Origin of the sequence: Psychrosphaera aestuarii, from assembly GCF_017948405.1 — a bacterium.
GTDB classification, from domain to species: domain Bacteria; phylum Pseudomonadota; class Gammaproteobacteria; order Enterobacterales; family Alteromonadaceae; genus Psychrosphaera; species Psychrosphaera aestuarii.
The window spans coordinates 718731-741627 of sequence record NZ_CP072844.1 but is presented as its reverse complement, the minus strand read 5'-3'; the positions used below and the strand labels follow the sequence as shown (position 1 = coordinate 741627).

Annotated in this window: 21 protein-coding genes; 11 read left to right on the top strand and 10 right to left on the bottom strand. The window is 41.0% G+C overall.

From position 1 onward, the window contains the following. Nucleotides 1-33 precede the first annotated feature (33 nt). Nucleotides 34-732 (top strand): 2OG-Fe(II) oxygenase family protein, encoded by a 699-nt coding sequence (locus J9318_RS03385; RefSeq protein ID WP_210561144.1) that lies wholly within the window; start codon nt 34-36, stop codon nt 730-732. 7 nt (nt 733-739) lie between these two features. Here J9318_RS03385 and J9318_RS03380 read toward each other — a convergent pair whose 3' ends face one another. Then, entirely contained in the window at nt 740-1831 is a 1092-nt protein-coding gene (locus J9318_RS03380) for an alpha/beta fold hydrolase (RefSeq protein ID WP_210561142.1), read from the bottom strand. A 118-nt stretch (nt 1832-1949) separates the two neighbouring features. Here J9318_RS03380 and J9318_RS03375 point away from each other — a divergent pair, with 118 nt between their 5' ends. Next, a complete protein-coding gene (locus tag J9318_RS03375) occupies nt 1950-2396 on the top strand; it encodes a YaiI/YqxD family protein (protein ID WP_210561140.1) in 447 nt (148 codons plus the stop codon). 16 nt (nt 2397-2412) lie between these two features. Here J9318_RS03375 and J9318_RS03370 read toward each other — a convergent pair whose 3' ends face one another. Both J9318_RS03370 and J9318_RS03365 read right to left on the bottom strand, forming a co-directional pair. Beyond that, a complete protein-coding gene (locus tag J9318_RS03370; RefSeq protein ID WP_210561138.1) occupies nt 2413-3261 on the bottom strand; it encodes an NAD(P)H-binding protein in 849 nt (282 codons plus the stop codon). A 1-nt stretch (nt 3262) separates the two neighbouring features. Continuing rightward, a complete protein-coding gene (locus tag J9318_RS03365) occupies nt 3263-4171 on the bottom strand; it encodes a bifunctional GNAT family N-acetyltransferase/hotdog fold thioesterase (protein WP_210561135.1) in 909 nt (302 codons plus the stop codon). Nucleotides 4172-4218: 47 nt separating this feature from the next. Between J9318_RS03365 and J9318_RS03360 the strand changes: the two genes are divergently transcribed. Then, nucleotides 4219-5028 (top strand): spermidine synthase, encoded by an 810-nt coding sequence (locus J9318_RS03360; protein WP_210561133.1) that lies wholly within the window; start codon nt 4219-4221, stop codon nt 5026-5028. A 46-nt stretch (nt 5029-5074) separates the two neighbouring features. On the opposite strand, the gene J9318_RS03355 is transcribed toward J9318_RS03360, so the two are convergent. From J9318_RS03355 to J9318_RS03325, 7 genes are all read right to left on the bottom strand, one after another. Further along, entirely contained in the window at nt 5075-5440 is a 366-nt protein-coding gene (locus J9318_RS03355) for a hypothetical protein (protein WP_210561132.1), read from the bottom strand. 96 nt (nt 5441-5536) lie between these two features. Continuing rightward, nucleotides 5537-5974 carry a D-aminoacyl-tRNA deacylase gene (dtd, locus tag J9318_RS03350; RefSeq protein ID WP_210561131.1) on the bottom strand — a complete coding sequence of 146 codons (438 nt, stop codon included), beginning with the start codon at nt 5972-5974 and terminating at the stop codon, nt 5537-5539. A 16-nt stretch (nt 5975-5990) separates the two neighbouring features. Continuing rightward, a complete protein-coding gene (gene pip / locus J9318_RS03345) occupies nt 5991-6965 on the bottom strand; it encodes a prolyl aminopeptidase (protein ID WP_210561130.1) in 975 nt (324 codons plus the stop codon). 57 nt (nt 6966-7022) lie between these two features. After that, nucleotides 7023-7664, bottom strand: a complete 642-nt coding sequence (gene pyrE, locus J9318_RS03340; protein WP_210561129.1) for an orotate phosphoribosyltransferase — start codon at nt 7662-7664, stop codon at nt 7023-7025. 125 nt (nt 7665-7789) lie between these two features. After that, nucleotides 7790-8503, bottom strand: coding sequence for a ribonuclease PH (gene rph / locus J9318_RS03335; RefSeq protein WP_210561128.1), 714 nt, complete (start codon nt 8501-8503; stop codon nt 7790-7792). Nucleotides 8504-8645: 142 nt separating this feature from the next. After that, nucleotides 8646-10553 (bottom strand): DEAD/DEAH box helicase, encoded by a 1908-nt coding sequence (locus tag J9318_RS03330; RefSeq protein ID WP_210561127.1) that lies wholly within the window; start codon nt 10551-10553, stop codon nt 8646-8648. Between the two features lie 196 nt (nt 10554-10749). Beyond that, nucleotides 10750-11472 carry a hypothetical protein gene (locus J9318_RS03325; protein ID WP_210561126.1) on the bottom strand — a complete coding sequence of 241 codons (723 nt, stop codon included), beginning with the start codon at nt 11470-11472 and terminating at the stop codon, nt 10750-10752. A gap of 148 nt (nt 11473-11620) precedes the next feature. Here J9318_RS03325 and J9318_RS03320 point away from each other — a divergent pair, with 148 nt between their 5' ends. From J9318_RS03320 to J9318_RS03290, 8 genes are all read left to right on the top strand, one after another. Further along, nucleotides 11621-12484 carry a YicC/YloC family endoribonuclease gene (locus J9318_RS03320; protein WP_210561125.1) on the top strand — a complete coding sequence of 288 codons (864 nt, stop codon included), beginning with the start codon at nt 11621-11623 and terminating at the stop codon, nt 12482-12484. A gap of 190 nt (nt 12485-12674) precedes the next feature. Continuing rightward, complete coding sequence (locus J9318_RS03315; RefSeq protein WP_244731853.1) at nt 12675-13475, top strand: tyrosine-type recombinase/integrase; 801 nt, start codon at nt 12675-12677, stop codon at nt 13473-13475. After that, the gene (locus tag J9318_RS14015) at nt 13430-13885 is read left to right on the top strand and encodes a tyrosine-type recombinase/integrase (RefSeq protein WP_244731850.1); all 456 of its coding nucleotides are present in this window, start codon (nt 13430-13432) and stop codon (nt 13883-13885) included. The genes J9318_RS03315 and J9318_RS14015 overlap by 46 nt, the downstream gene beginning before the upstream one ends. Nucleotides 13886-13985: 100 nt before the next feature. Next, nucleotides 13986-14795, top strand: a complete 810-nt coding sequence (locus J9318_RS03310) for a hypothetical protein (protein WP_210561124.1) — start codon at nt 13986-13988, stop codon at nt 14793-14795. Between the two features lie 452 nt (nt 14796-15247). Then, nucleotides 15248-16987 (top strand): type I restriction-modification system subunit M, encoded by a 1740-nt coding sequence (locus J9318_RS03305; protein WP_210561123.1) that lies wholly within the window; start codon nt 15248-15250, stop codon nt 16985-16987. Then, the gene (locus tag J9318_RS14010) at nt 16977-18323 is read left to right on the top strand and encodes a restriction endonuclease subunit S domain-containing protein (RefSeq protein WP_244731847.1); all 1347 of its coding nucleotides are present in this window, start codon (nt 16977-16979) and stop codon (nt 18321-18323) included. The genes J9318_RS03305 and J9318_RS14010 overlap by 11 nt, the downstream gene beginning before the upstream one ends. Continuing rightward, nucleotides 18320-19561 (top strand): FRG domain-containing protein, encoded by a 1242-nt coding sequence (locus J9318_RS03295; RefSeq protein WP_210561122.1) that lies wholly within the window; start codon nt 18320-18322, stop codon nt 19559-19561. Before J9318_RS14010 ends, J9318_RS03295 begins: the two co-directional genes overlap by 4 nt. After that, entirely contained in the window at nt 19558-22722 is a 3165-nt protein-coding gene (locus J9318_RS03290; protein ID WP_210561121.1) for a type I restriction endonuclease subunit R, read from the top strand. The genes J9318_RS03295 and J9318_RS03290 overlap by 4 nt, the downstream gene beginning before the upstream one ends. Nucleotides 22723-22897: the final 175 nt, after the last annotated feature.

The following is a 22897-nucleotide window of genomic DNA, read 5'->3' as shown; positions in this document are numbered from 1 at the left end:
ATTACTCAGTTAAAAGCAATAAAGGCATGCAGTATGAGTCAGTTTATTTTAGAGTTTAAAAATGCATTATCACCCGATTTCTGTCAGCAAATTATTAATCAATTTGAAAATGATGCCAATAAACACCCTGGCAGAACCGGCAACGGCGTTGATATATCTAAAAAGAACAGTCTTGATCTGACCATCAACCATCACCAAAGTTGGCAGCCTATCCAAAACGCCTTATCTCAAACTTTACTCAAGGCTCTAGTGCAATACGTACGCATGCATCCTATGTTATTAACTGGCGCGCTATCCACGTCATTTCAAGATCCACATACCGGTGAAGTTAAAACCTTATCCCACGAGCACGTTAACACTTTGTCAGACGAACAAATAAGCCAAATTGCTTCTAGAATTTACGAACTCGATATTCTGAATATTCAAAAATACCAAAAACAACAAGGTGGATACCCACATTGGCATTCCGAACACTTTCCGCATCCAACCGACACAACTCAGCGTTCACTTAGACGTAGCCTGCTCATTTTATTCTATTTAAATGACATTGCAGATGGTGGGGAAACGGAATTTTTTTATCAACAAGCCAAAGTTAAGCCCGCGACTGGCAGCCTAATATTAGCGCCTTGTGACTTTACACACACCCACAGAGGACTGACGCCAATATCAAACGACAAGTATGTTATTGCATCTTGGGTTATGTTCAGAGAAGCCAAGTTTTTGTACGAGTAAAGCCGTGTTATTCTCTTATAAACTTAAGCACCTTGCTCAGCGCCTTATTGCGTATAGTATCTTGTTCTATAAATATTTCGTGACGAGCACCTTTCATAACGATAGGCACACCTGTTTCACACTCGTTCCCGACTTCTTTTAAGCGTTCACAAAATTTATCTTGCGCACTGTTATCAACCACATTGTCATCGCCGGCTTGAAATACCATCACAGGAATATTCACCCGGTCTAATTGCTCATACGCTTTGTCTAAAGCGTTAATAGACGCTAATACCCAGCTGTAGGTAATACCGCCGAGCTTCAAGTCTGGATTTTTCTCGTAGGTATCTCGAAAATACTGATAGCGCACTTTGCAGTGAGTAAGAGGATTACTATCAAACGGTAAAGCTTCATAATCCATGCTTCCCACAAAGTAAGGGCTTTGTGGCTTAACCTGCTCAACCAGCCATGCCGCTGATTTTACCATAGGCTTTAACACCGTCGCAGGAATGGGTCCAGTCGGCAACCCCCACATTGGCGATGAAAAAATAGCTTTATTGATCTTGTGTTGATGTGTTTGCAAATATCTTAGTGCAATTGCAGATCCCATAGAATGAGCAACTAAAGACAAACTACCCACCACTTTCGGCTCAACAATCTCAGTTAAAAACTGATTAAAATCACTAGAATAATCGTCAAAGTGTTGTACATGGCCTTTTTCGCGATTTACTAATAGGCGAGATGATAAGCCCTGCCCTTGATGATCAATAATAAAGACTCTAAAGCCTTGCGAAACAAAATCAAAAGCGAGCTCTTTATATTTTAGATAACCTTCAACTCGACCCGGGGAAATCACAATTGTGTGTGACGCGTCATCGTTACCAACTTCAACAAAATGAATGGTTAAACCTTGACGGTTAATGAACTGACCTGGCGTTGCGTAACGCTCCCAAAAGGGCTCTATCGTCTCAGAGATAAACTTACTAAACTGTGGTTCACGCTTAAAATCGAGCATAAAATCCTTCATGTCATTTGATAAATTAGACAACGCTTGGCAATTATATGAGCTAAGCAGGGCAAATAGCCATAGAGATTGCAGAATGATTTTGATTAATTTCATATCATTGCCTTTTAACGCGATATCTTACAAAAGATTGTTATTTTTTGGTGGCATTTCTGTTTTGCAAGCTTCTAACGAATAACATACACTGCAGCCATAATTAGCAAGAGACCATACCATGACTATTTGGGTAGATGCAGACGCTTGTCCAGTGCCTGTAAAAGAAATATTGTTTAAAGCTGCCGAGCGCACTAAAACACCACTTATTTTAGTGGCAAATCAATACATCGCCACTCCTCCATCGTTAGTAATAAAAAGCATGCAAGTAAGTTCAGGTTTTGATGTCGCCGATAACTATATAGTTGAGCAAGCTCAGGAAGGCGATTTAGTGATCACCGCTGATATACCGTTAGCATCAGAAGTCATTGATAAAAAAGCCATTGCGTTAAACCCAAGGGGCGAACTTTACACTACTGAAAACATAAAACAGCGACTGAACATTAGAGACTTTATGGACACCATGAGAGCAAGTGGCGTGCAATCAGGTGGCCAAGCTAAATATGGCGACAAAGATAAGCAACAGTTTGCCAACCAACTCGATAAATATTTAGCTAAACATCGTTAAGTCGTAACCAAGACAATTAAAAAGCGGTAAAAAAGCTGTCTACCTGATACGTAAAAGCAAACACCTTGGTAATTTGATCACCCTGCACCACACGCCCAATTGGGCCACTATTATTCTGAGTTTCATCTGCTGGTTGGTAGTCGTTAATAATAGGCATTCCATCTAGCGTATTTAACTTTTGCCTAGCATAACGATAGAAGCTTTGCTTATTTGGATGGTGCGGTGCAACAACGTTTAAAATTGCCTGTGGCGATACTTCGTTATTCTTTATATCTTCAATGACAGTTTCAATTGAACCAACCACATCTTGTAACATCACCATGTTTACCGCTTCATTAGCATTCGTTTGGGTAATAGGTACTTTAAATCGTCCTGGATGACGACTACCGCCAATGAGTCCACCTAATCTTAACACCTGTTTATATTGTAACCTACTTTGTAAAACCGTCTGTTCCGCGCTGTGTAAGACCCTCACCTTATTTACAGACAAGTCGAGGTCAGTATTTTCATCATTAATACCGTCTTTAGAATAAATTCCAATTGAACTTGTAAAAATAACCTGTTTGACATTACTACTTTCGGCCTTTTCGACTAAGGATTTTATCTTGGCTGTATAAGAATCACCCATATCCTGACGAAACCCTGGGGGAATACAAATAACGAGTGAATCGACTTCAAATAAAGGATCCTCAGCTTTTATCGTGGACTCTTGAACATCACAATAATAATATTCAACCCCTAAAATCAATGATTCTGGCTTATTTGACCTAAAAGACAGCTTAACCTTGTATTTTGACTTGTTTAATGACTCTGCTAATGCTCGGCCAACGAAACCACCACCAATAATGCCTACTCTTTGATTCATTCTAGTTCGTCTTCTTTGTTGGAATAACCACATACTGGCCACTAAACTCTGCGACTTTCACTTGATCGTCCATCACATCAACTTGCACGTGAATACGCGCTTTTTTATTCTCTTTTAGTGGTTCAAAGTCTCCTTTAACATGCTCAAAATGAGCAATACAACGAGGTAGTTCAGTAACCGGCTTATGGTAATGAATGTTGGCATCGGCTAATACAATATCGCCGTCAACCTCATTTTCTTTCATGGTTAAGTGCACTAATCCCCAACCGGTTAAAGTAGCAAGTGAGTAAATACTTCCCGCAAACATAGTGCCATGAAGATTCATATTTGGATTGAGCGCGGCACGCGTTTCAAACGTATCACCAGTATATTGATACACTCTAATTCCCATTAACTGCGTAATAGGAATTTGTTGATGCCATATGTTTTGTAAATCTACGCACCATTGCGGATGGCGAATGATGACTTCCACCTTATCAAGAGGCTTGCACATTTGAACATGGGGAATAGAGCCGAAGATTTCTGGCGCATCACCCGTTACTTGATAACCTAAATTCTCGTAAAAATTAGTTGCTGAAGTGCGTGCATTTAAAATGACTCTCTCAACACCTTCTTGTCGACCTATGGCTTCAAGTGATTCAAGCATCATAGTGGCTAAACCTCGTCGACGGTGATCTTCAACCACCGCCATATAGCGTATTTGCCCTTCTTCATTGCTAACTAAGTGTAATCTAGCGACACCGACGACTTTGCCGTTATCATCTTTAACCATTCGGTGCCAAGCATGTTGCTCATACTCGTCTTTTTCTGAACCTCTCGGTTGTTGCAGCGGAGCTCTGAGTATTTGCCAGCGAATTTCATAATACTGTTCCCATTCTTCTTCAGTTTGGGGGGCGACAACTTGATACATATTTTATCCTCTAAATTTTCTCTGTTGCGCACAGGCAACTTATTGTTATGCTTAGAAGTATTAAAAATAGCTTACGGTATTTAAAACTATCTATGGATGCGACGCAAATCACCTACAGTTTCGCCGCTGAACAACAACTCTATTTTTATCAGTGTACTGACTTCAGATTAGAAGTCTTGCAAAATCAACACCATATTTGGTTAGAAATAAACGGCGTGGTTCAGAGCGCCTGCCAATTACACGCACCATATAGACCGGTTCTAGCCCATACCCTGACCATGATGTTGCCGCAAGTCCACCATAAAATCCCAACTTCAATACTAGAGCTTGGTGGTGGCGGTCAGTCTATGCAACGGTATCTGGCACTCACTCAGCCGCAAATAAATTTTACGAGTATTGAATATAGCCAAGAAGTTATCAACGCGGTAGTACAGTATATGCCTGAGTCTGCTGATCTAAATATTATTGCTGCCGACGCCTTTGTTTATATTGATGCTGCTCTCGCCAATGAGCAGAGCTTTGACTGGTTAGTGGTAGACTTATTTCTTGGTTCAAGCGAACCAGAACAAGTATTTGATGATTGTTTTTTTAAACGTTGCTATCAGTTAATAAATGAAGATGGATGGCTTATTTTTAATTGTTTAAAATCAGAAGGCGAGGTGTTACGAACCATAGCGCACAATATTGAACATGCGTTTAATGGCCCTGTTAAACTTTTTGCCGTGCCCGGGATGCTGAATCATATTTACCTTGCGCATAAAGCGCCTGCTGACAACACTGATTCAAAATTAACAGCATATGTATTCCCCAAAGAGATTGAGCAACATAACATTGCTGAACAAATCAAAAATAAATAAGGCCGACATAAGCCGGCCTTTATAGAAAATACAGTTATCTAGTTATCTAGTTATCTAGTAAGTCTTCAGCCTTCTTCATTAAGTCTTCAGCGCTATTTTCTAATTTTTCCATAAACTCTGATTGCTCAACAATTGTGCCGTTAAAATTAAGCCCAACAAACATGCCCTCGCTGCCTACTGCTACAATAAGCAAGCCCACTATTAATAATGGCGGAAGTAGCTTCAAAAACAAACTTATCACTAACCACACAATTACAATCGCAGCGACTAAGTGGTACATCCAAATCTGATCGGCTGGAATTTCTATTGATTGGTTAAAAAAGTTAGTTTGATCTATTAATTGATACAAATAACCGCTCATAGCCAAAGCTACTCCAGCGACTAATACAGTAATTAATTTTAAAAATCCCACCGCGCACACTCCTGTTTTATTATTATTTTTTGTTTTGTTTTGTTTTGTTTTGTTTTGTTTTGTTTTGTTTTGTTTTGTTTTGTTGAGGATTAGTCTTTATACCGATAATGAAAATGTCACAGGTCCGTCATTAACTAGTGATACTTGCATATCCGCTCCAAACTGCCCGGTCTCGACTGGCAGACCAAGTGTTTTGCAGTACTCGACAAAATACTCGTAAATCGCCTTGCCATGTTCAGGTGTTGCCCCTCGAGAGAAACCTGGACGATTACCTGATTTGGTATCGGCGACTAGGGTAAATTGCGAAACTACTAATAACGAGCCTTTAACTTGTTGAACGTTTAAATTCATTTTGCCGTTTTCGTCATTAAATATTCGATATTTGCTTATACGTTCTGCTAGCTTTTTTGCTTTTGCTTCATCGTCATCTTGTTCAACCCCAAGCAACACTAATAAACCACCGTCAATCTGCCCCGATATATCACCGGCTATTTCAACTTTTGCCTGACTTACTCGCTGAATTAATCCAATCACGTTACTACCACTACTTTTACTTTTTCTCGTTAATAAACCGAGCAACTTTTTGACTCGCTCTAATCAAACCATCCACAATACCAGGCTCAACTGAAGCATGTCCGGCTGCTGGAACCATTTCTAGCACACTTGCAGTCCATGCACTATTTAGCACAAACGCACCCTCGGGTTTGCATATCACATCGTTTCGACCATGCACAATATATCCGGGAATATGTTGAATCGCGGCTATTTCACTCAGTATTTCAGACTCATAAATAAAACAATGGTTTGTAAAATAATGGCAGTACAAAATAGCCATTGTTAACAACTCTTTATGAGGTGAATCATGGTGAGACAAATGATAATTTAACTCCATCATATTTGCCTCCCATGCGCCAAACTTTTTAGCGGCAGCAAGCTGTTCAAAATCATTATCACCCATCAACTTGTCTTTGTAGTACTCGAGCGTTTCTTCTACTGAATCGGACGGAACGTCTTTGATAAATTTTGCGTAGTACTCAGGGAATATTTGGCTCGCTCCTTCCGTTGCACCAAACAACCAATTTAGATCTTGCTGTCGACCCAAGAATACACCACGCAAAATAATAGCCTGTACCACAGCAGGATTTCGAATTGCATACAACAAGGCAACCGTAGTGCCCCAAGAGCCTCCAGTCACCACCCAACGAGTAATAGATAAGTGGTCTCTTATCGTTTCCATATCACGAATAATATGACTTATTGTATTGTTCCAAGTCGCGGTAATGTCCGTCGCAGCAAGAGGAGTTGACTGCCCACAACCACGTTGATCAAATAATATAATGCGATACTTTTCTGGATCGTAAAAACGCCTTTGTGTTGGCGAACTGCCACCGCCGGGTCCACCATGACAATGAATAACTGGAATACCCTCTGGATTTCCAGACTCTTCAACATAAAGGGTATGACCGTCACCTACATCAAGCATATAAGTTTGGTTAACTTTAATTTCTGGGTATAACGTTCTCATGACCTATCCTTTGAAATTAGTAGCGGTGATACGATAGCTTCTCGGCTTGTCCGAAGCTCAGATACCGTACTGAGCTCGATACGCTTCTACGCTTGGTAAAAACTCGGCAAAATCTGGGCTTTCTTTTAAGAAACTGACTACGTCGGTTAAGGTAACAATTGAAATTACTTTTGTGCCAAAGTCGCGCTCAACTTCTTGAATGGCAGACAGCTCACCTTTACCTTTTTCTTGACGATCAAGCGCAATTAAAACACCCGATAAGGCCGCGCCAGCTTGTTCAATAATAGTCATAGATTCACGAATTGCAGTGCCAGCAGTAATTACATCGTCAACCAGCATGATGTTACCTTTAAGCTCTGCACCCACTAAACTGCCGCCTTCACCATGAGTTTTTGCTTCTTTGCGATTAAAGCAGTATGGCGTGTCGTGATCGTGATGATCTGCTAATGCCACTGCAGTTGTCGTGGCAATAGGAATGCCTTTATAAGCAGGACCAAATAGAACATCGTATGAAATACCAGAGTCTACCAACGCAGCGGCATAAAATCGGCCTAAGCGTGCTAAGTCGCGTCCTGTATTAAAAAGTCCAGCATTAAAAAAGTACGGGCTAGTGCGGCCAGATTTGAGGGTGAATTCACCAAACTTTAACACTTGTTTTTCTAACGCAAACTCAATAAACGCCTTCTGATAATCTTTCACTTCATTCTCCTACTTCGAACTCTACTTTATCGTTTAATAAATCATAATCCAGATACACAAAAGTCGCGCATTTTATTCAAACGGCGACTTCTTAAAATAGCTGAAAAATTAAATTTTACAGTAAATTACGCCAACGCTTTTTTCTGCTCATCAACTAACTCGCCGATAGCATTTTTAGCTAGGCTCATCATTTCATTCATTTCGTCAAAGGTAAAAGGCTCTTCTTCCGCCGTACCTTGCACTTCAATTAAACGACCATCTTCAGTCATGATTACATTCATATCTGTTTCTGCTTCAGAGTCTTCTAAATACTCTAAGTCAGCAATTGGTGTGCCTTTGTAAACACCAACAGAAATAGCTGCAATCATATGCTTAAGTGGGTTTGTTTTAATGATGTTTTCTTTGCGCATGTAATTAATCGCATCAACAAGTGCAACACACGCACCTGTGATAGACGCAGTACGAGTGCCTCCATCCGCTTGAATCACATCACAGTCAACGGTAATAGTATTTTCACCCAATGCTGATAAATCGATTGCTGCACGTAATGAACGAGCAATTAAACGTGATATCTCTAGTGTACGACCCGACTGTTTGCCTTTTGCCGCTTCACGCTGATTACGCGTATGAGTTGAACGAGGTAACATGCCATATTCAGCAGTAACCCAGCCTTTACCTTGGCCTTTCATAAAACGAGGAACACCCGTTTCAACAGTGGCATTACATAAAACTTTAGTGTCGCCAATTTCAATTAACACAGACCCTTCAGCGTATGCTGTGAAGTTACGAGTAATAGTAACAGGACGAATTTGGGCTGTTGTTCTTCCGCTTGGACGCATATTAAAAACCTTTCTAAGAATCTGATTAAGTTGAATTTATTCAGTGTATTCTATTTGAGAAAACTAAAATAGAAACATCTATAAGTAATTACTACAAAGCAGCCCGAAAGCTGCTTTGATAGTTATTGTTTACACGCTGTGATTAGTCGCGAGGTTTGTTCTCTGAACGACGACCACGATGACCTTCGCCACCACGACCTCGGCCTTCAGCACCACGTCCACGACCTTCGCCGCCACGTCCACGACCTTCACCGCCACGTCCGCCACGATCATCACGACCGCGTCCACCACGCTCTCCACGACCACGACCTTCACCGCCGCGACCACCAACACCTTCGCCGCCACGTGGGTCAACTTTGATGTCTAATACTTGGTTACGAACTTTAGTTTGCTTTAACTTCTGTTGAGTTTCAGCAGGCATATCAGCAGGTAGCTCAACAACTGAGAAGCCAGGCATTAACTTGATGTTACCAATAAACTTCGAGTTAAGGTTTGCTTCGTTTGCAATTGCACCAACGATATCACGAGGCGTTGCACCGTGTTCACGGCCAACTTCGATACGGTAAGCTTGCATTTTAACGCCAGGATCACGATCTCCGCGTCCGCCACGCTCACGACCTTCACCACGACCACCGCGTTCTCTGTCACGACCACGGCCTTCACCGCGTCCGCCACGATCACCGCGGTCACCACGACTATCGTCAAATTTGTTGTTGCCCGGCATGCCACGGCCAGTCACAATTAATGGAGCTTCTGATTGAGCCATAAGGGCTAAGGCAGCTGCAACTGTTGCTACGTCTTGATTTGATTCTGCAGCAAACTCACTAATTAAGTTGTTGAAGAAATCTAAATCCTGCCCACCAATAACATCAGCGATCTTCTCTTTAAATGCAGCAACGCGTAATGCAGTTACTTCTTCATTTGAAGGTGGCTCATAAGGTAAAATTGTTTGTTTAGTTTCACGTTCAATCGTCTTAAGAAGACGGCGCTCGCGTGGTGTAGCAAATAAGATTGCATTACCTTTACGACCCGCACGACCTGTACGACCAACACGGTGAACATAAGACTCAACATCATATGGTAAGTCATAGTTGATTACGTGGCTTACACGCTCAACGTCGATACCACGTGCAGCAACGTCTGTTGCAATAATGATATCTAAACGACCTGATTTAAGTGATTCGATACACTGTTCACGGTGCGACTGATTCATATCACCGTTAAGCGCCGCAGCTGCGTGACCGCGTGCAGATAATTTATCCGCTAGCTCAGACGTGCTTTGACGAGTCTTGGTAAAGATGATCATGCCATCAAACTCAGTTAACTCTAATAAACGCGTTAATACGTCTAGCTTCTGGTTGTTGTTCACAATCCAGTACTGTTGCGTAATGTTAGAGTGACTTGCTGATTTAGGCTTAATGCGAACTTCTTTAGGATCTTTAAGATACTTCTGCGTCACTTTTAAGATTGGCGCAGGCATTGTTGCTGAGAATAACGCGATTTGCGCTGCATCAGGAACGTGTTCCATGATCCACTCAACATCATCAATGAAGCCCATGCGTAACATTTCGTCAGCTTCATCAAGAACAATTGTTTTAAGGTTAGATAAGTCTAACGTTTCACGGCGCATATGGTCCATAACACGACCAGGCGTACCAACAACAACGTGAACACCACGCTTAAGGGCACGAAGCTGCGTACGGAAATCTTGACCACCGTAAATTGGTAATACGTGGAAACCATCTAACTTTTCAGCATAAGTCGTAAACGCTTCTGCTACCTGAATCGCTAATTCACGAGTCGGGGCTAATACTAAAATTTGCGGCGAATTAATCTTTGGGTCTAAGTGGCACAAAGTTGGCAATGCAAAAGCGGCTGTTTTACCAGTACCTGTTTGTGCGATACCTAAAATATCATGGCCATTTAAAATATGCGGAATACATTCGGCTTGGATTGGTGAAGGGGTCTCATAACCTACGTGTTGAACGGCTTCTAAAACTGCTGGGGATAAACCTAAGTCAACAAACTTTGGGGTTACATTTTCTGTCATTTTATTACTCACATCTCTACCCCAACTTCACGCGTAGTCCATCATCACTCAATTACCATTTACGCCTGCAACCGTGTTGCAACGTGTTCAATTGAGCTTAGCCTGTCTGTGGGGGAATTCAAAAGGGCGCGAATCATACGCTTTTTTTAAGACAATAGCGACCTTTTTTGACTAAAAAAGCGACAAATTAAAGTAATTACTTAAATTTGTGTAATTCTTCACGCAGTGCGAACTCTATTTTAGGTAATAGACAGGAAATTTGCTTACTAATTACGTGAAAAGTTTGTAAGTCATATAAAATAGAATAGTTTACGTTCGGCGGGATTTCTTTTAGCCCACCTTTGGTTTTGTCAGATATAGGATAGATACCGTAATTAACCCGGTTTTCTTTTAGATAGCGTATGACATTTTTAACTTCATTCGTTGTAGTTAAGCGATCATCTCGAATCTGAGGGTAATGATCTTTTAGTCCTTTCGACATCGCAGTAGACACCACTATCGCCTCTGGATTATCGCTATTATTAAAAATACTACTGTCGCAAACCACCCCTTTTTGACACAGTAAAACATATGACATCGCCGTTAATGGCGGATACACGGGCAACACATTTGGTACTGTGTCGATGATATCTTCGGCAAAAGCCGCACTCCCCATCAGCTTATTCTCAGAAACTAATAATAAGTCTCGATAGGAACTGGTCACAACAAAATCAACTTCTATTCCTAGTCGTTTATAAGCACGCTTTAAAACGGGTTGAATGTCTTTTTGAATTTTTGGGTGTCTAAGCGAGGAAAAAACCAGTTGTTTTGGAACAGGACAGGATACACCGACGTCATTATCAGTATTTTTTATAATTGTGTTGCCAGTGTTGTTTAAGGTTAGAGGAAATGAATTGGCAGAGGCTACATAAAAACCCATAACTACAACAATGATTAATGTTTTATAAATACTAATTCACCCCATTACAGCAACGTTCTCAAAAATTTCTAAATTAACCTGTGAGAACCCATAAGTCATGTTTATACTATTCGTAAATTGATTTCAAATTAAAAGTTAGGGATTTGTTGTGATTCAAAGCATGACGGCATACGCAAGACAAGAGATAAAAGGCGATTGGGGCACTGCAGTGTGGGAGATCCGATCTGTTAACCAACGTTATTTAGAAACCTATATTCGTCTTCCTGAACAGTTTCGTTCGTTAGAAGCGGTACTGCGTGAACGCCTTCGAAAAAAATTACAACGCGGTAAAGTTGAGGTATTTTTAAAGTACACGGCAAATCCATCAGCCATCAGTCAACTCACGGTAAACAAAAAGTTAGCGAAACAGCTTATTGATAGTGCAAATTGGATTTTAACAGAAGCGTCAAATGGCGAATTGAACCCGCTCGATATTCTTAAGTGGCCAGGCGTGATGGAAGCTGAAGAAACCGACATGAACGAAGTTCAAAAGCAAATACTTGCCGGTTTTGATGGCCTAGTAAAAGACTTCATCGAAGCCCGTGGCAGCGAAGGTGCCAACCTTAAAGTCATGATTGATACCCGCCTAGAAAACATTCTTGAGCAAGCCGCGATAGTCGAACAACACATGCCTGCGATTATGGAATGGCAAAAAGAACGTCTTCAAAACAAACTCGCCGACGCTAAAGTCGATATTGATGAAGCTCGCCTAGAGCAAGAATTGATTTACCTTGCCCAGAAAACCGACGTAGCGGAAGAACTAGACCGCTTAAAGTCGCACGTGAGCGAAACCCAAAAAATAATGAAAAAAGGCGGCGCCTGTGGCCGACGCTTAGATTTTATGATGCAAGAGTTTAACCGCGAAGCAAATACATTAGCATCGAAGTCTATTAATGCAGACGTTACAAATGCAGCGGTAGAATTGAAAGTGCTTATTGAGCAAATGCGTGAGCAGATCCAGAATATCGAATAGAGTTTCCAACCGTTTCCATCAATTCATAAAACACTGAAAAACCTCGTTATTGCGGGGTTTTTTATTATATAGCGTTTCTTATTGTTGCCCTAAGTTAACAATTTAGTGGTTACTAAACTGGTTACTAGAACGGTTAGTAACCACCCTAAATATCAATTAAAAGAAATTAGTAACCACTGCATGGAATTATATGAACGATAAACAAATAAAATCTTTTTTGAAAGATCAAACGAAAGGGCGAAAAGCAGTCGCGGACAACCTTTACATCAGAGTTCAAACAATAGGGAAGGCCTATTGGGAAGTTCGTTATAGTATCAACAACAAAAGAAAGTTTATGCGTATTGAAGGTGGCTCCTATCCTGCAATGAGTCTTGCAACTGCAAAGCATAAATCGTCATCATTGATTCAGAAAGTTAGAGAGGGAGTAGATCCCTTGGCTGAAAAGGCTAGAGCCGATTCCGTTAAAATTCGAACTGTTGACGACTGGTATAAATATTTAGTTAGAAACTTAAAACACCCCGAAATAACAAAACGGTACTATGAAAAAGAGATACGGCCTCTTATTGGTGACCTAACAATTAGTCATGTAAATGCAAGGGACATAAAAGGAATAATAGACAAGGTGACAAAAAGCAACCGCCCTTCTATCGCAAATAAGACCTTGTTATGCTGTAAAAAGTTGTTTAACCATGCTTGTAAATTGGATTTAGCTAACAACAACCCTGCTACTGCATTTAAGCCAGCCGATGCTGGTGGAGTACAAAAAAGTCGAGCAATAGTCCTCTCTTTTTCTGAGTTGAAAACTGTCTTCGAGATTTTTCGACAAAACCAAGATATGTTTGTCAGGGACAATTACCTCGCAATATCACTGTTACTTAGTCCTGGGGTAAGAAAAACTGAACTTACAGCTGCAAAGTGGGAAGAGTTTGACCTAGAGAAAGGGGTTTGGAAGCTAGAAGAAGAGAGGACAAAACAGGTTCTGAGAATGTAATTCCTCTACCCGAGCTCGTAATCACCTTATTAAAAGAGCTTAAAGTCCGATCTGCTGGTTCAAGCTACTTATTCCCTTCTAGAAGAAAAAGTAAAAATAGAGAATATATTTCGGATGACACCATAAATCATGCTCTATCAAAATTATTTGGCCCCAAAAGCTATTCAAAAAAGAGCAATTATCCAAACTTTCTTGGTGACGCTGGAATTAAACATTTTACGGTACATGACTTTAGACGCACATTCCGCAGTTTACTTTCTGAATTAGGCACTGCTAACGACATAGCGGAGCGTTGCCTTTATCATAAGATTAAAGGAGTTGCTGGTGTATATGACAGACATGACTACTTTGAAGACAGAAAAAAAGCACTACAAAAACTATCGTCGGTAATCGAACCGATAATAGTTTAAAGATAGCGGATTTAAATACGTCTTGCTGACCTACATTAAATAATGTTTAATTTAAAAAATTCGATTTAAGCGTTTTAAAGGAATAATAGAGGATTAAAACATGTTTAATTTCAGTGAGTTAAGCATTAAAGAACAGCTTATTTTGGAGGAACTGTTCCGTGACATTGATTATGGAATGCTTAAGTATTTGCAAAATAGAGGGTCGACCGAAGCAATAAACAGAGCATTTAACTTAACTCGAAGGTCATTATCCACTCTTAGAATAAAAAATGCAGAAAAGATTCTACAATGGGCCAAAGCATATATCGGAAAGTTCACCCCTTCATTGATAAGCCCAAATAGAGATCCTCTTCACTTCGACAATATTATTTTCATCAAAAATCATATTAAATTTGCCCAGGTTTATCCTGGGAAGATAACCAATCAAAAAGTCAATGAAGTCATGGCTGAGGCAAGAGATTGGTTTTCTAAAAATTATTTTGACTATTATTATTTTTCTGATAATCCCTATATAAGCCAAGAGAATGCTGAAGTTTATGACAAGAAAATTACGCATAACACATATTTTTACGAGTCTAAATTCGGGCTAGTGGAACGTACTCAAAAGCCTAAAAACAAATCAGGCCTTAATAACGAATTAAGAAAAAACTCACCTGTACTAGAGCAACCCAATAATAAATCTAATAAGGATTTAGTTACCAGTCATTACGCTGAAAAGGCACTAAAGCCTAAGTCCCAACCAAGTTTGGGTGATGTAAAAATAGGCTATGGCCTCCAGCCTTCCTTTAAGGCTCCAAAAATCAGTAGGAATGACATAAAGGTTGATCAAAGAACTGTTAAAAGACAGGTTTCAGATTCTTCTATTTTGTATACCCCTGGCTGGTCACTAAAGACAAGTCAGGATGATTAACTTCGAGTTTCCACACAGAGATAGAGCTACTTTTTTGTTTTAATTTAAATGGTTAAATTTATTTGCCACTGTTTAGCCAACAATTGTTTGCTTCGGAACTAGGCGGTAATTTTACACAAAAGGAATGATGATGGATGATCTTCCCCTGAATTCATAGACACCTAGCTTGCCGATTTCAAAAAAAGGTTACTAACCCGGATACCAATTAACAATTCCATAATTTTCAATTTGTTGTAACTACTATTAATATTGACTTAGTTTGTAGTACTCTATGAGCTTACATAGAATATAGAATTGAGCTCTAAGTTTATAACTCTTAAACTTAAGTTTGATATTGCAATTGACATGGAAGACAGATCGTTATTGAAAACAACAGTCCACATACTTCCAGAATGGTATTAATTTCTCAAATAAGTTAATTACAACCGCATCAAATCATTATTGGGTCATACATGAATAATTTAGAACAGCAATTTTTAAAAGAACTCGATCAAAAGCTCTGGTCTGCAGCAGACAAATTACGCAATAACCTTGATGCCGCTAACTATAAACACGTCGTACTAGGGATCATCTTTTTAAAGTATGTGTCAGACGCATTTGAAGAGCGCCAACAAGAGTTGCGTACGTTGTTCACAAAAGATGATAGCGACGACAACATCTACTTTATGCCACGTGAAGATTACGACTCTGAAGAAGAATATAACGAAGCAGTAAACGCAGAGTTAGAGCTGCATGAGTATTATCAGGAAAAAAACGTTTTCTGGGTGCCTAAACAATCTCGCTGGGAGTTTCTTAAAAGCACCGCAGCAAGATCCATTGGTGATGACATTGAATTAGAGCATGGTGAAACATTTAAGCTTACTTCTCTATCCAAGTTAATCGACAATGCCTTAGAAGCAATCGAAACCTTTAAAGTTGACGACAAGCTGGCAAACCCAAAGCTAAAAGGTGTTTTGCCGAGAGTTGGACGCTATGAAGTATCAAATGAAAATTTAATCGCGTTAATTAATGAGTTTTCTAAGACTCAATTTCATAACCCAGTTCACAACGGCGAAAAGCTCGATCTGCACAGCAAAGACATTTTGGGCCATGTCTATGAGTACTTCTTGGGGCAATTCGCTTTAGCCGAAGGCAAACAAGGTGGTCAATATTACACCCCCAAAAGTATCGTAACCTTGATCGTTGAAATGCTACAGCCATATCAAGGCCGAGTCTATGATCCGGCAATGGGGGCCGGTGGCTTCTTTGTGAGCAATGATAAGTTCATCGAAGCTCATGCCGCTGATAAACATTACAACGCAGCTGAACAGCGCAAGCATATTTCTGTTTATGGTCAAGAAAGTAACCCGACGACTTGGAAGTTAGCCGCCATGAATATGGCGATTCGCGGTATCGACTTTAACTTTGGTAAAAAGAACGCCGATACCTTCCTAGATGATCAACATCCCGACCTACGTGCTGATTTTGTGATGGCTAACCCACCGTTTAATATCAAAGACTGGTGGCATGCTAAATTAGAGGGGGATATCCGCTGGAAATATGGCACTCCGCCGCAAGGTAATGCCAACTACGGCTGGATACAGCACATGCTGCATCACCTTAACGATAACGGATCAATGGGCTTATTACTCGCTAATGGTTCCATGAGCTCGAATACCAACAATGAAGGGGAAATTCGTAAAGCATTGATTGAGGAAGATCTTGTCGAATGTATGGTGGCCTTGCCAGGGCAACTGTTCACCAACACGCAAATTCCCGCCTGTATTTGGTTTTTAACCAAAAACAAAAAAGGTGGCACGGCACCAGGTCAAAAAGGCAAGCGCGATCGCCGTGGTGAAACGTTGTTTATTGATGCCCGCAACCTCGGTTTTATGAAAGATCGTGTATTGCGCGATTTTGATCCAACAGATATTAAAAGAATCGCGAATACATTTCATGCTTGGCAAGCTGGTACAGACTATGAAGACGAAAAAGGTTTTTGCTTCAGCGCCAAACTTCAAGACATGAAAAAGCATGATTATGTGCTAACACCAGGACGCTATGTGGGCGCAGCCGATGCTGAGGAAGATAGCGAGCCTTTCCCAGAGAAGATGCAGCGATTAACCGCGCAATTAAAATCTCAGTTTGAAGAGTCTGACCGATTAGAAAAGGCAATTAAGGAAAATCTGGCAGGGATTAATTATGAGTTTTGATATTAGAGAGCATAACTTGCCATTGCCAAAGGGATGGAGATATAAAAAAATTAGTGATGTAGCAACAGTTAATGCAAACACCATCAGAAAAAAAGATGCTCCTGACGAAATATATTATATCGATATCTCATCGGTTTCTAATGGTTCGTTCGAGCCTCCAAAACATATGATTTATGCCGATGCTCCGTCTAGAGCCAAGAGAATAGTCAAAAAGAATGACTTCATTATGTCAACTGTTAGACCAAATTTAAAACAGTATGTTTTTTTGGATGAAGTTCATGAAAACTGGATAGCCTCAACAGGTTTTGTTGTAGTTTCAGCGATTGCGACAGGAACAGAATGGTATTTGTATAGTGTTATTACTTCAGAACTATTTAACGAACATCTTGTCCGAGTTGCAGATGGTGGTACTTACCCAGCATTTAATCCGAAAGAAATTGAAGATGCTGTTATCTTCTGGCCAGATAAAGATAGTTTAAGGGTTATAAATGATTTGGCTTTTAACCTAAATACTAAGCAAAAAAACAACACCCAAACCAGCCAAACCTTAGAACAAATCGCTCAAGCAATCTTCAAAAGCTGGTTTGTCGATTTTGATCCGGTCAAAGCCAAAATTGAAGCTTTGGCAGCGGGTGGTAGCGCTGACGATGCAGAGCTCGCTGCCATGCGTGTTATTTCTGCCAAAACACTTGATGAGCTAAGCGGTTTAAAAGCCAGCAATTTCGAGGCATTTAACAAACTTGCCCAAACCGCTTCCCTATTTCCTGCGGCAATGCAAGACTCTGAACTTGGTGGGATACCAGAGGGGTGGGATGTAGTTCGAATTGGTGACATAGTTAAAAGATTAAAACCAAATAAACGATACAGCAAGAAACAGGTTGAGCCTCATGGCAAGACTCCTGTCTATGAGCAAGGAGCTAGTATTCTTCTTGGTTTTCACAATGATGATGCTGGCTTTGAAGCAAATCCCAAAGATCCTATTTTTATTTTTGGTGATCACACTTGTATAACACATTTATCTTGCTCAAGCTTCGATATATCTTCGAACGTTATTCCTTTGAAAGGATCTGTACGGCCAACTATTTGGACCTACTTCGCAATTCAAGGAAAGCAAGAGTTCCAAGAGTATCGACGTCACTGGTCTGAGTTCATTATTAAAGACATTGTTCTTCCATCAAAAAAACTGGCAGAAAGCTATACAGAATTAGTTACCACTAAGTACTTGATGATCGAATCATTGAGGCGTGAGTCTAAACAACTAGAGCTTCTTCGTGATGCGCTACTCCCTAAATTACTTTCCGGCGAAATAGACTTAGCGAGTGAGGTTGTTGCATGACAACCTCAACTTCTTATTGGGATAAAATCCCCCTATGGAATAGTGAAAGTCCAAGCCAAAGTTTCGAAATTACGGCTGATCACGTTAGTGGTCGAATTCCGGTTACTCGTGTAGAGCATTGGCGCGATTTTTCTTCTTTGCTGGAAAGCCCGTTTTTTAATCGTATTGACCAGCAATCTATTTTTCGTGGCCACCGTCGCTTTGATTGGGAGATGACACCAACGTTAGCTCGTGTTACCGATAATGGCATTGTAACAGAAGAGATTGCAAAACAGCAGCTAGATTTGTTCCGTAAGGCCATTAGAGGTCGTATTGCAGACCACTCATTGCTCGATGATGAAAATGAGCGTGAGCATGATGAACTATGGTCAATCGGTCAGCATCACGGTTTGATGACGCCATTGCTAGATTGGACCTACTCACCTTATGTAGCTTTGTTTTTTGCTTTCGCCAAAGAAGATCAAACAGACGAAAAAGACAACCCTTATCGGGCCGTTTATATCCTAAATAAAAGTTTTATATCGGATGATGAACTTTGCTCGGATATTCGTGTATTTGAGCCGAAAAAAGATGATCATGGGCGCTTGGTGAGCCAAGCAGGGCTGTTTACCTTTTCGCCTTATGACGCCACTATTGAAAACAAGTTAACCGAAGTGTTAACCAATGACGATTTTCCAGATGACGAACTAAAAACTGCGGCTGAGGGAGAGCAAGCGGGCATTCTCGCTAAATATATCTGCAAGGTGTACATCAAAAACGAAGAACAACAAGAGTGTTTAAAACACCTAAGGCGCATGAATGTTCACCATGCTAGCTTATTTCCTGATTTAATTGGTGCGGCTGATTATTGCAATATCTTTATGGCAGAGGTTGAGCGTGATAAAGCCTTGCAGAGCAAGCAAGTTGTGGCTGCCCGCGAGCCTGCGACTGAAGCATCGGCCCTACCAGAGCAAACAGCACTGCCTCTTAGCCAAAATGCTGGTTCCATCCTCGAATTACTAAAATCCACACCAGAAAGCCAAAAGGTAGAACCGAGTCGCGTTCAGCTAATTGCCGATGAGCTAAATAAATACCTTTCAAAGTCGATGGTTGTCGATTGGCAAGCCCGCGACACGGTGCAAGCCGAAATGAAAAATGCTACCCGCGTATTATTACGTAAATATGGTTACCCCGTTAATGCGAGAGATACCATCGTCGAGAATATTTTGGAAGTTGTTGGTGGAGGGAGTAACCAATGAACGAAGAACAACTAGAAAATCTCTGCTTAGACTGGTTCAACGAAGGTGGTTGGGATGTTTTGCATGGCCCTGATATTGCGCCAGATAGCGATAACCCACTGCGTAATGACTACGCGCAAGTGGTATTGGATGAGCAACTTAGAGCGGCATTTGAAACGGTTAATAAACACTTACCTGCCGCGCAGATAGAACATTGCTTCGAGCAGTTTAAAGCGATTGTTTTAAAGCCTGAAAGCTTGGATTTAATAACCAATAACCGCGCATTTCATCGCTTGTTATTGGAGGGTGTGCCTGTTGAATACAAAAAAGAGGATGGCGAGCCAGTAACTGACCATGCTTTTATCATTGATTTCGATAATCTAAACAACAACACCTTTTCAGTTGTCAATCAGTTCACCATTACAGGCACTAAACAGCCACGTCGGCCTGATGTCATTTGTTTTATCAACGGCTTACCGATTGCTGTGCTTGAGCTGAAAAGCCCAAGCGATGAAAATGCCGATATTTGGGATGCCTTTAATCAGCTGCAAACCTATAAAGATGAAGTTTCAGACCTTTTCATCTTCAATGAGGCGTTAGTTGTCAGTGATGGTTACACCGCTCGGGTAGGCTCTCTAACTGCTAACCAAGAGCGTTTTATGCCTTGGCGTACCATTAAAAATGAAGATGACAAACCGCTACTGGAGTGGCAACTAGAAACCATGGTTCGCGGTTTCTTTGACCGCGAGTTGTTGCTGGATTACATACGATTTTTTGTATTGTTTGAAACAGATGGTGAGACGATCATCAAAAAGATTGCGGGTTATCACCAGTTTCATGCTGTGCGAGAAGCGGTAAAGGCGACAGTCATTGCTGCTCAGCAAATTGATGGCGTAACAGAGAAGCGGGCAACCTATGGTGATGAGGTTGTACCTGGTAGTAAAAAAGCAGGTGTGGTTTGGCATACTCAAGGCAGCGGAAAAAGTATTTCAATGTGTTGTTATGCCGGTATGTTGCTTCAGCAAAAGGCTATGAATAACCCAACCCTGATTGTCGTTACTGACCGCAATGACTTAGACGGTCAGCTCTATGCCACCTTCTGCAACGCAGTAGAGCTATTGAAGCAAACACCTGTTCAAGCTTCTGACCGAGATGCGTTAAGACAGTTATTAGCTGAAAGAGAGTCCGGCGGTATCATTTTTACCACAGTGCAAAAATTTGCCCTGCTTGAAGACGAGAAGCATCATCCAATACTCAATGATCGTCACAATATAGTTGTTATCTCAGACGAAGCACACCGCAGCCAATATGGCCTGAAAGCCACCTTAAGTGCAGATGGTCAATATAAGTTTGGTTACGCCAAGCATATGCGCGATGCGCTACCGTCTGCTTCCTTTATTGGTTTTACTGGTACACCCATTTCACAAGAAGACAAAGACACTCGCGCTGTATTTGGTGGCTATGTGTCCATCTACGACATTCAAGATGCAGTAGATGATGGTGCCACGGTTCCGATTTATTATGAATCTCGCTTGGCAAAGCTTGATTTGAACCACGCCGAAATCGCTGAGTTGTCCGATCAAGTGGATGAAGTGGTCGAGGATGAAGAGGACGTCAGCAACCGTGAGAAAACTAAAGGGGAATGGAGCCGTCTTGAAAAGCTTGTTGGCGCGACTCCTAGATTAAGCCAAGTTGCGGCTGACTTGATCGAGCACTTTGAGACACGCAATGCCACTATGGATGGCAAGGCCATGATTGTTGGTATGAGCCGTGATATCTGTGCGCATCTCTATAATGAAATTGTTGCATTGCGTCCTGAATGGCATTCGGATGATCCTGAAAAAGGGGCGATTAAGATTGTTATGACAGGGCCTGCTTCGGACAAGCCATTGCTGCAACCCCATATCTATAACAAAAAAACCAAAAAACGCTTAGAGAAGCGCTTTAAGGATATTAACGACCCACTGAAGCTCGTCATTGTTAGGGACATGTGGTTAACGGGGTTTGATGCGCCTTGTTGTAACACTATGTACGTGGATAAACCGATGAAGGGCCATAACTTAATGCAGGCCATTGCTCGGGTTAACCGCGTATTCAAAAATAAGCCAGGCGGTCTAATCGTTGATTACATCGGAATAGCCAATGAACTTAAGCAAGCATTAAAAATCTATACAGACTCTAAAGGTAAAGGCGAGCCAACACTCAATGCAGAGGAAGCGTTTTCAATCCTTTTAGAAAAAATGGATGCTATCCGAGGCATGTTCGGTAAAACGCCAAAATCCGATGGTTTGGACATATCGGGTTATGAATCACAAGCGCACAAACTCTTGGTGCCTGCCGCTAACTATGTGCTCGGCTTGGAGGATGGTAAAAAGCGTTTCTTAGACTTAGTGTTGGCGGCAACAAAATCTTACTCACTATGTAGTACCTTGGATGAGGCAAAAGAATTAAGGAAAGAAATTGCCTTTTATTCTGCTATCAAGGCCGCTATCAGCAAATTTACCAGCGTTGATAAAAAGCTTACTCAGGAAGAAAAGAACTCGGCACTGAAACAGATTCTCGATAATGCCGTGATTGCCGAGGGCGTTGCTGACGTGTTCGCACTTTGTGGCTTGGATAAACCCAATATTGGTTTGCTATCGGATGAGTTTTTAGAAGACGTGCGACAGATGCCAGAGCGCAACCTCGCCGTTGAGTTACTTGAAAAATTACTCAAGGATGACATTAAAGCGAAAACACGTAATAACGTTGTGCAAGAGAAGAAATACGCAGACCGCTTGCAAGAAACGCTTAGAAAGTACAATAACCGCGCCATTGAAACAGCTCAGGTCATTGAAGAACTTATTCAAATGGCCAAAGAGTTTCAGGAAGAAATGATGCGCGAGGCTGAACTGGGGTTAAATCCAGATGAAATCGCGTTTTATGATGCTCTAGCCAACAACGAAAGTGCAGTACGTGAACTTGGTGATGAGATCCTTAAAAAGATTGCTGTCGAAATTACTGACAAACTCAGAAAATCGACCACAGTTGACTGGCAGGTTCGTGACAGCGTTCGAGCTAAATTAAAAATACTGGTGCGCCGTACATTGCAGCGTTATAAATATCCACCTGACAAAGCCGCTGAAGCTGTTGACCTGGTGTTAAAACAAGCAGAGTTGCTATCTAATTCATGGAGCAGTTAAATTGGAATTAACCTACGATGGTGGAGAATATTCTATTCCTCGTTATTAGTGTAAACAAAATGCTGAAGCGAATGCACAAAAAAGTTAAATAAATTTGCTTCAATTACATCTAAATGTTTACAAATATAAACGAAACAAGATTCCCTTGATATGATTTCGCCAGTACGGCCTGAAA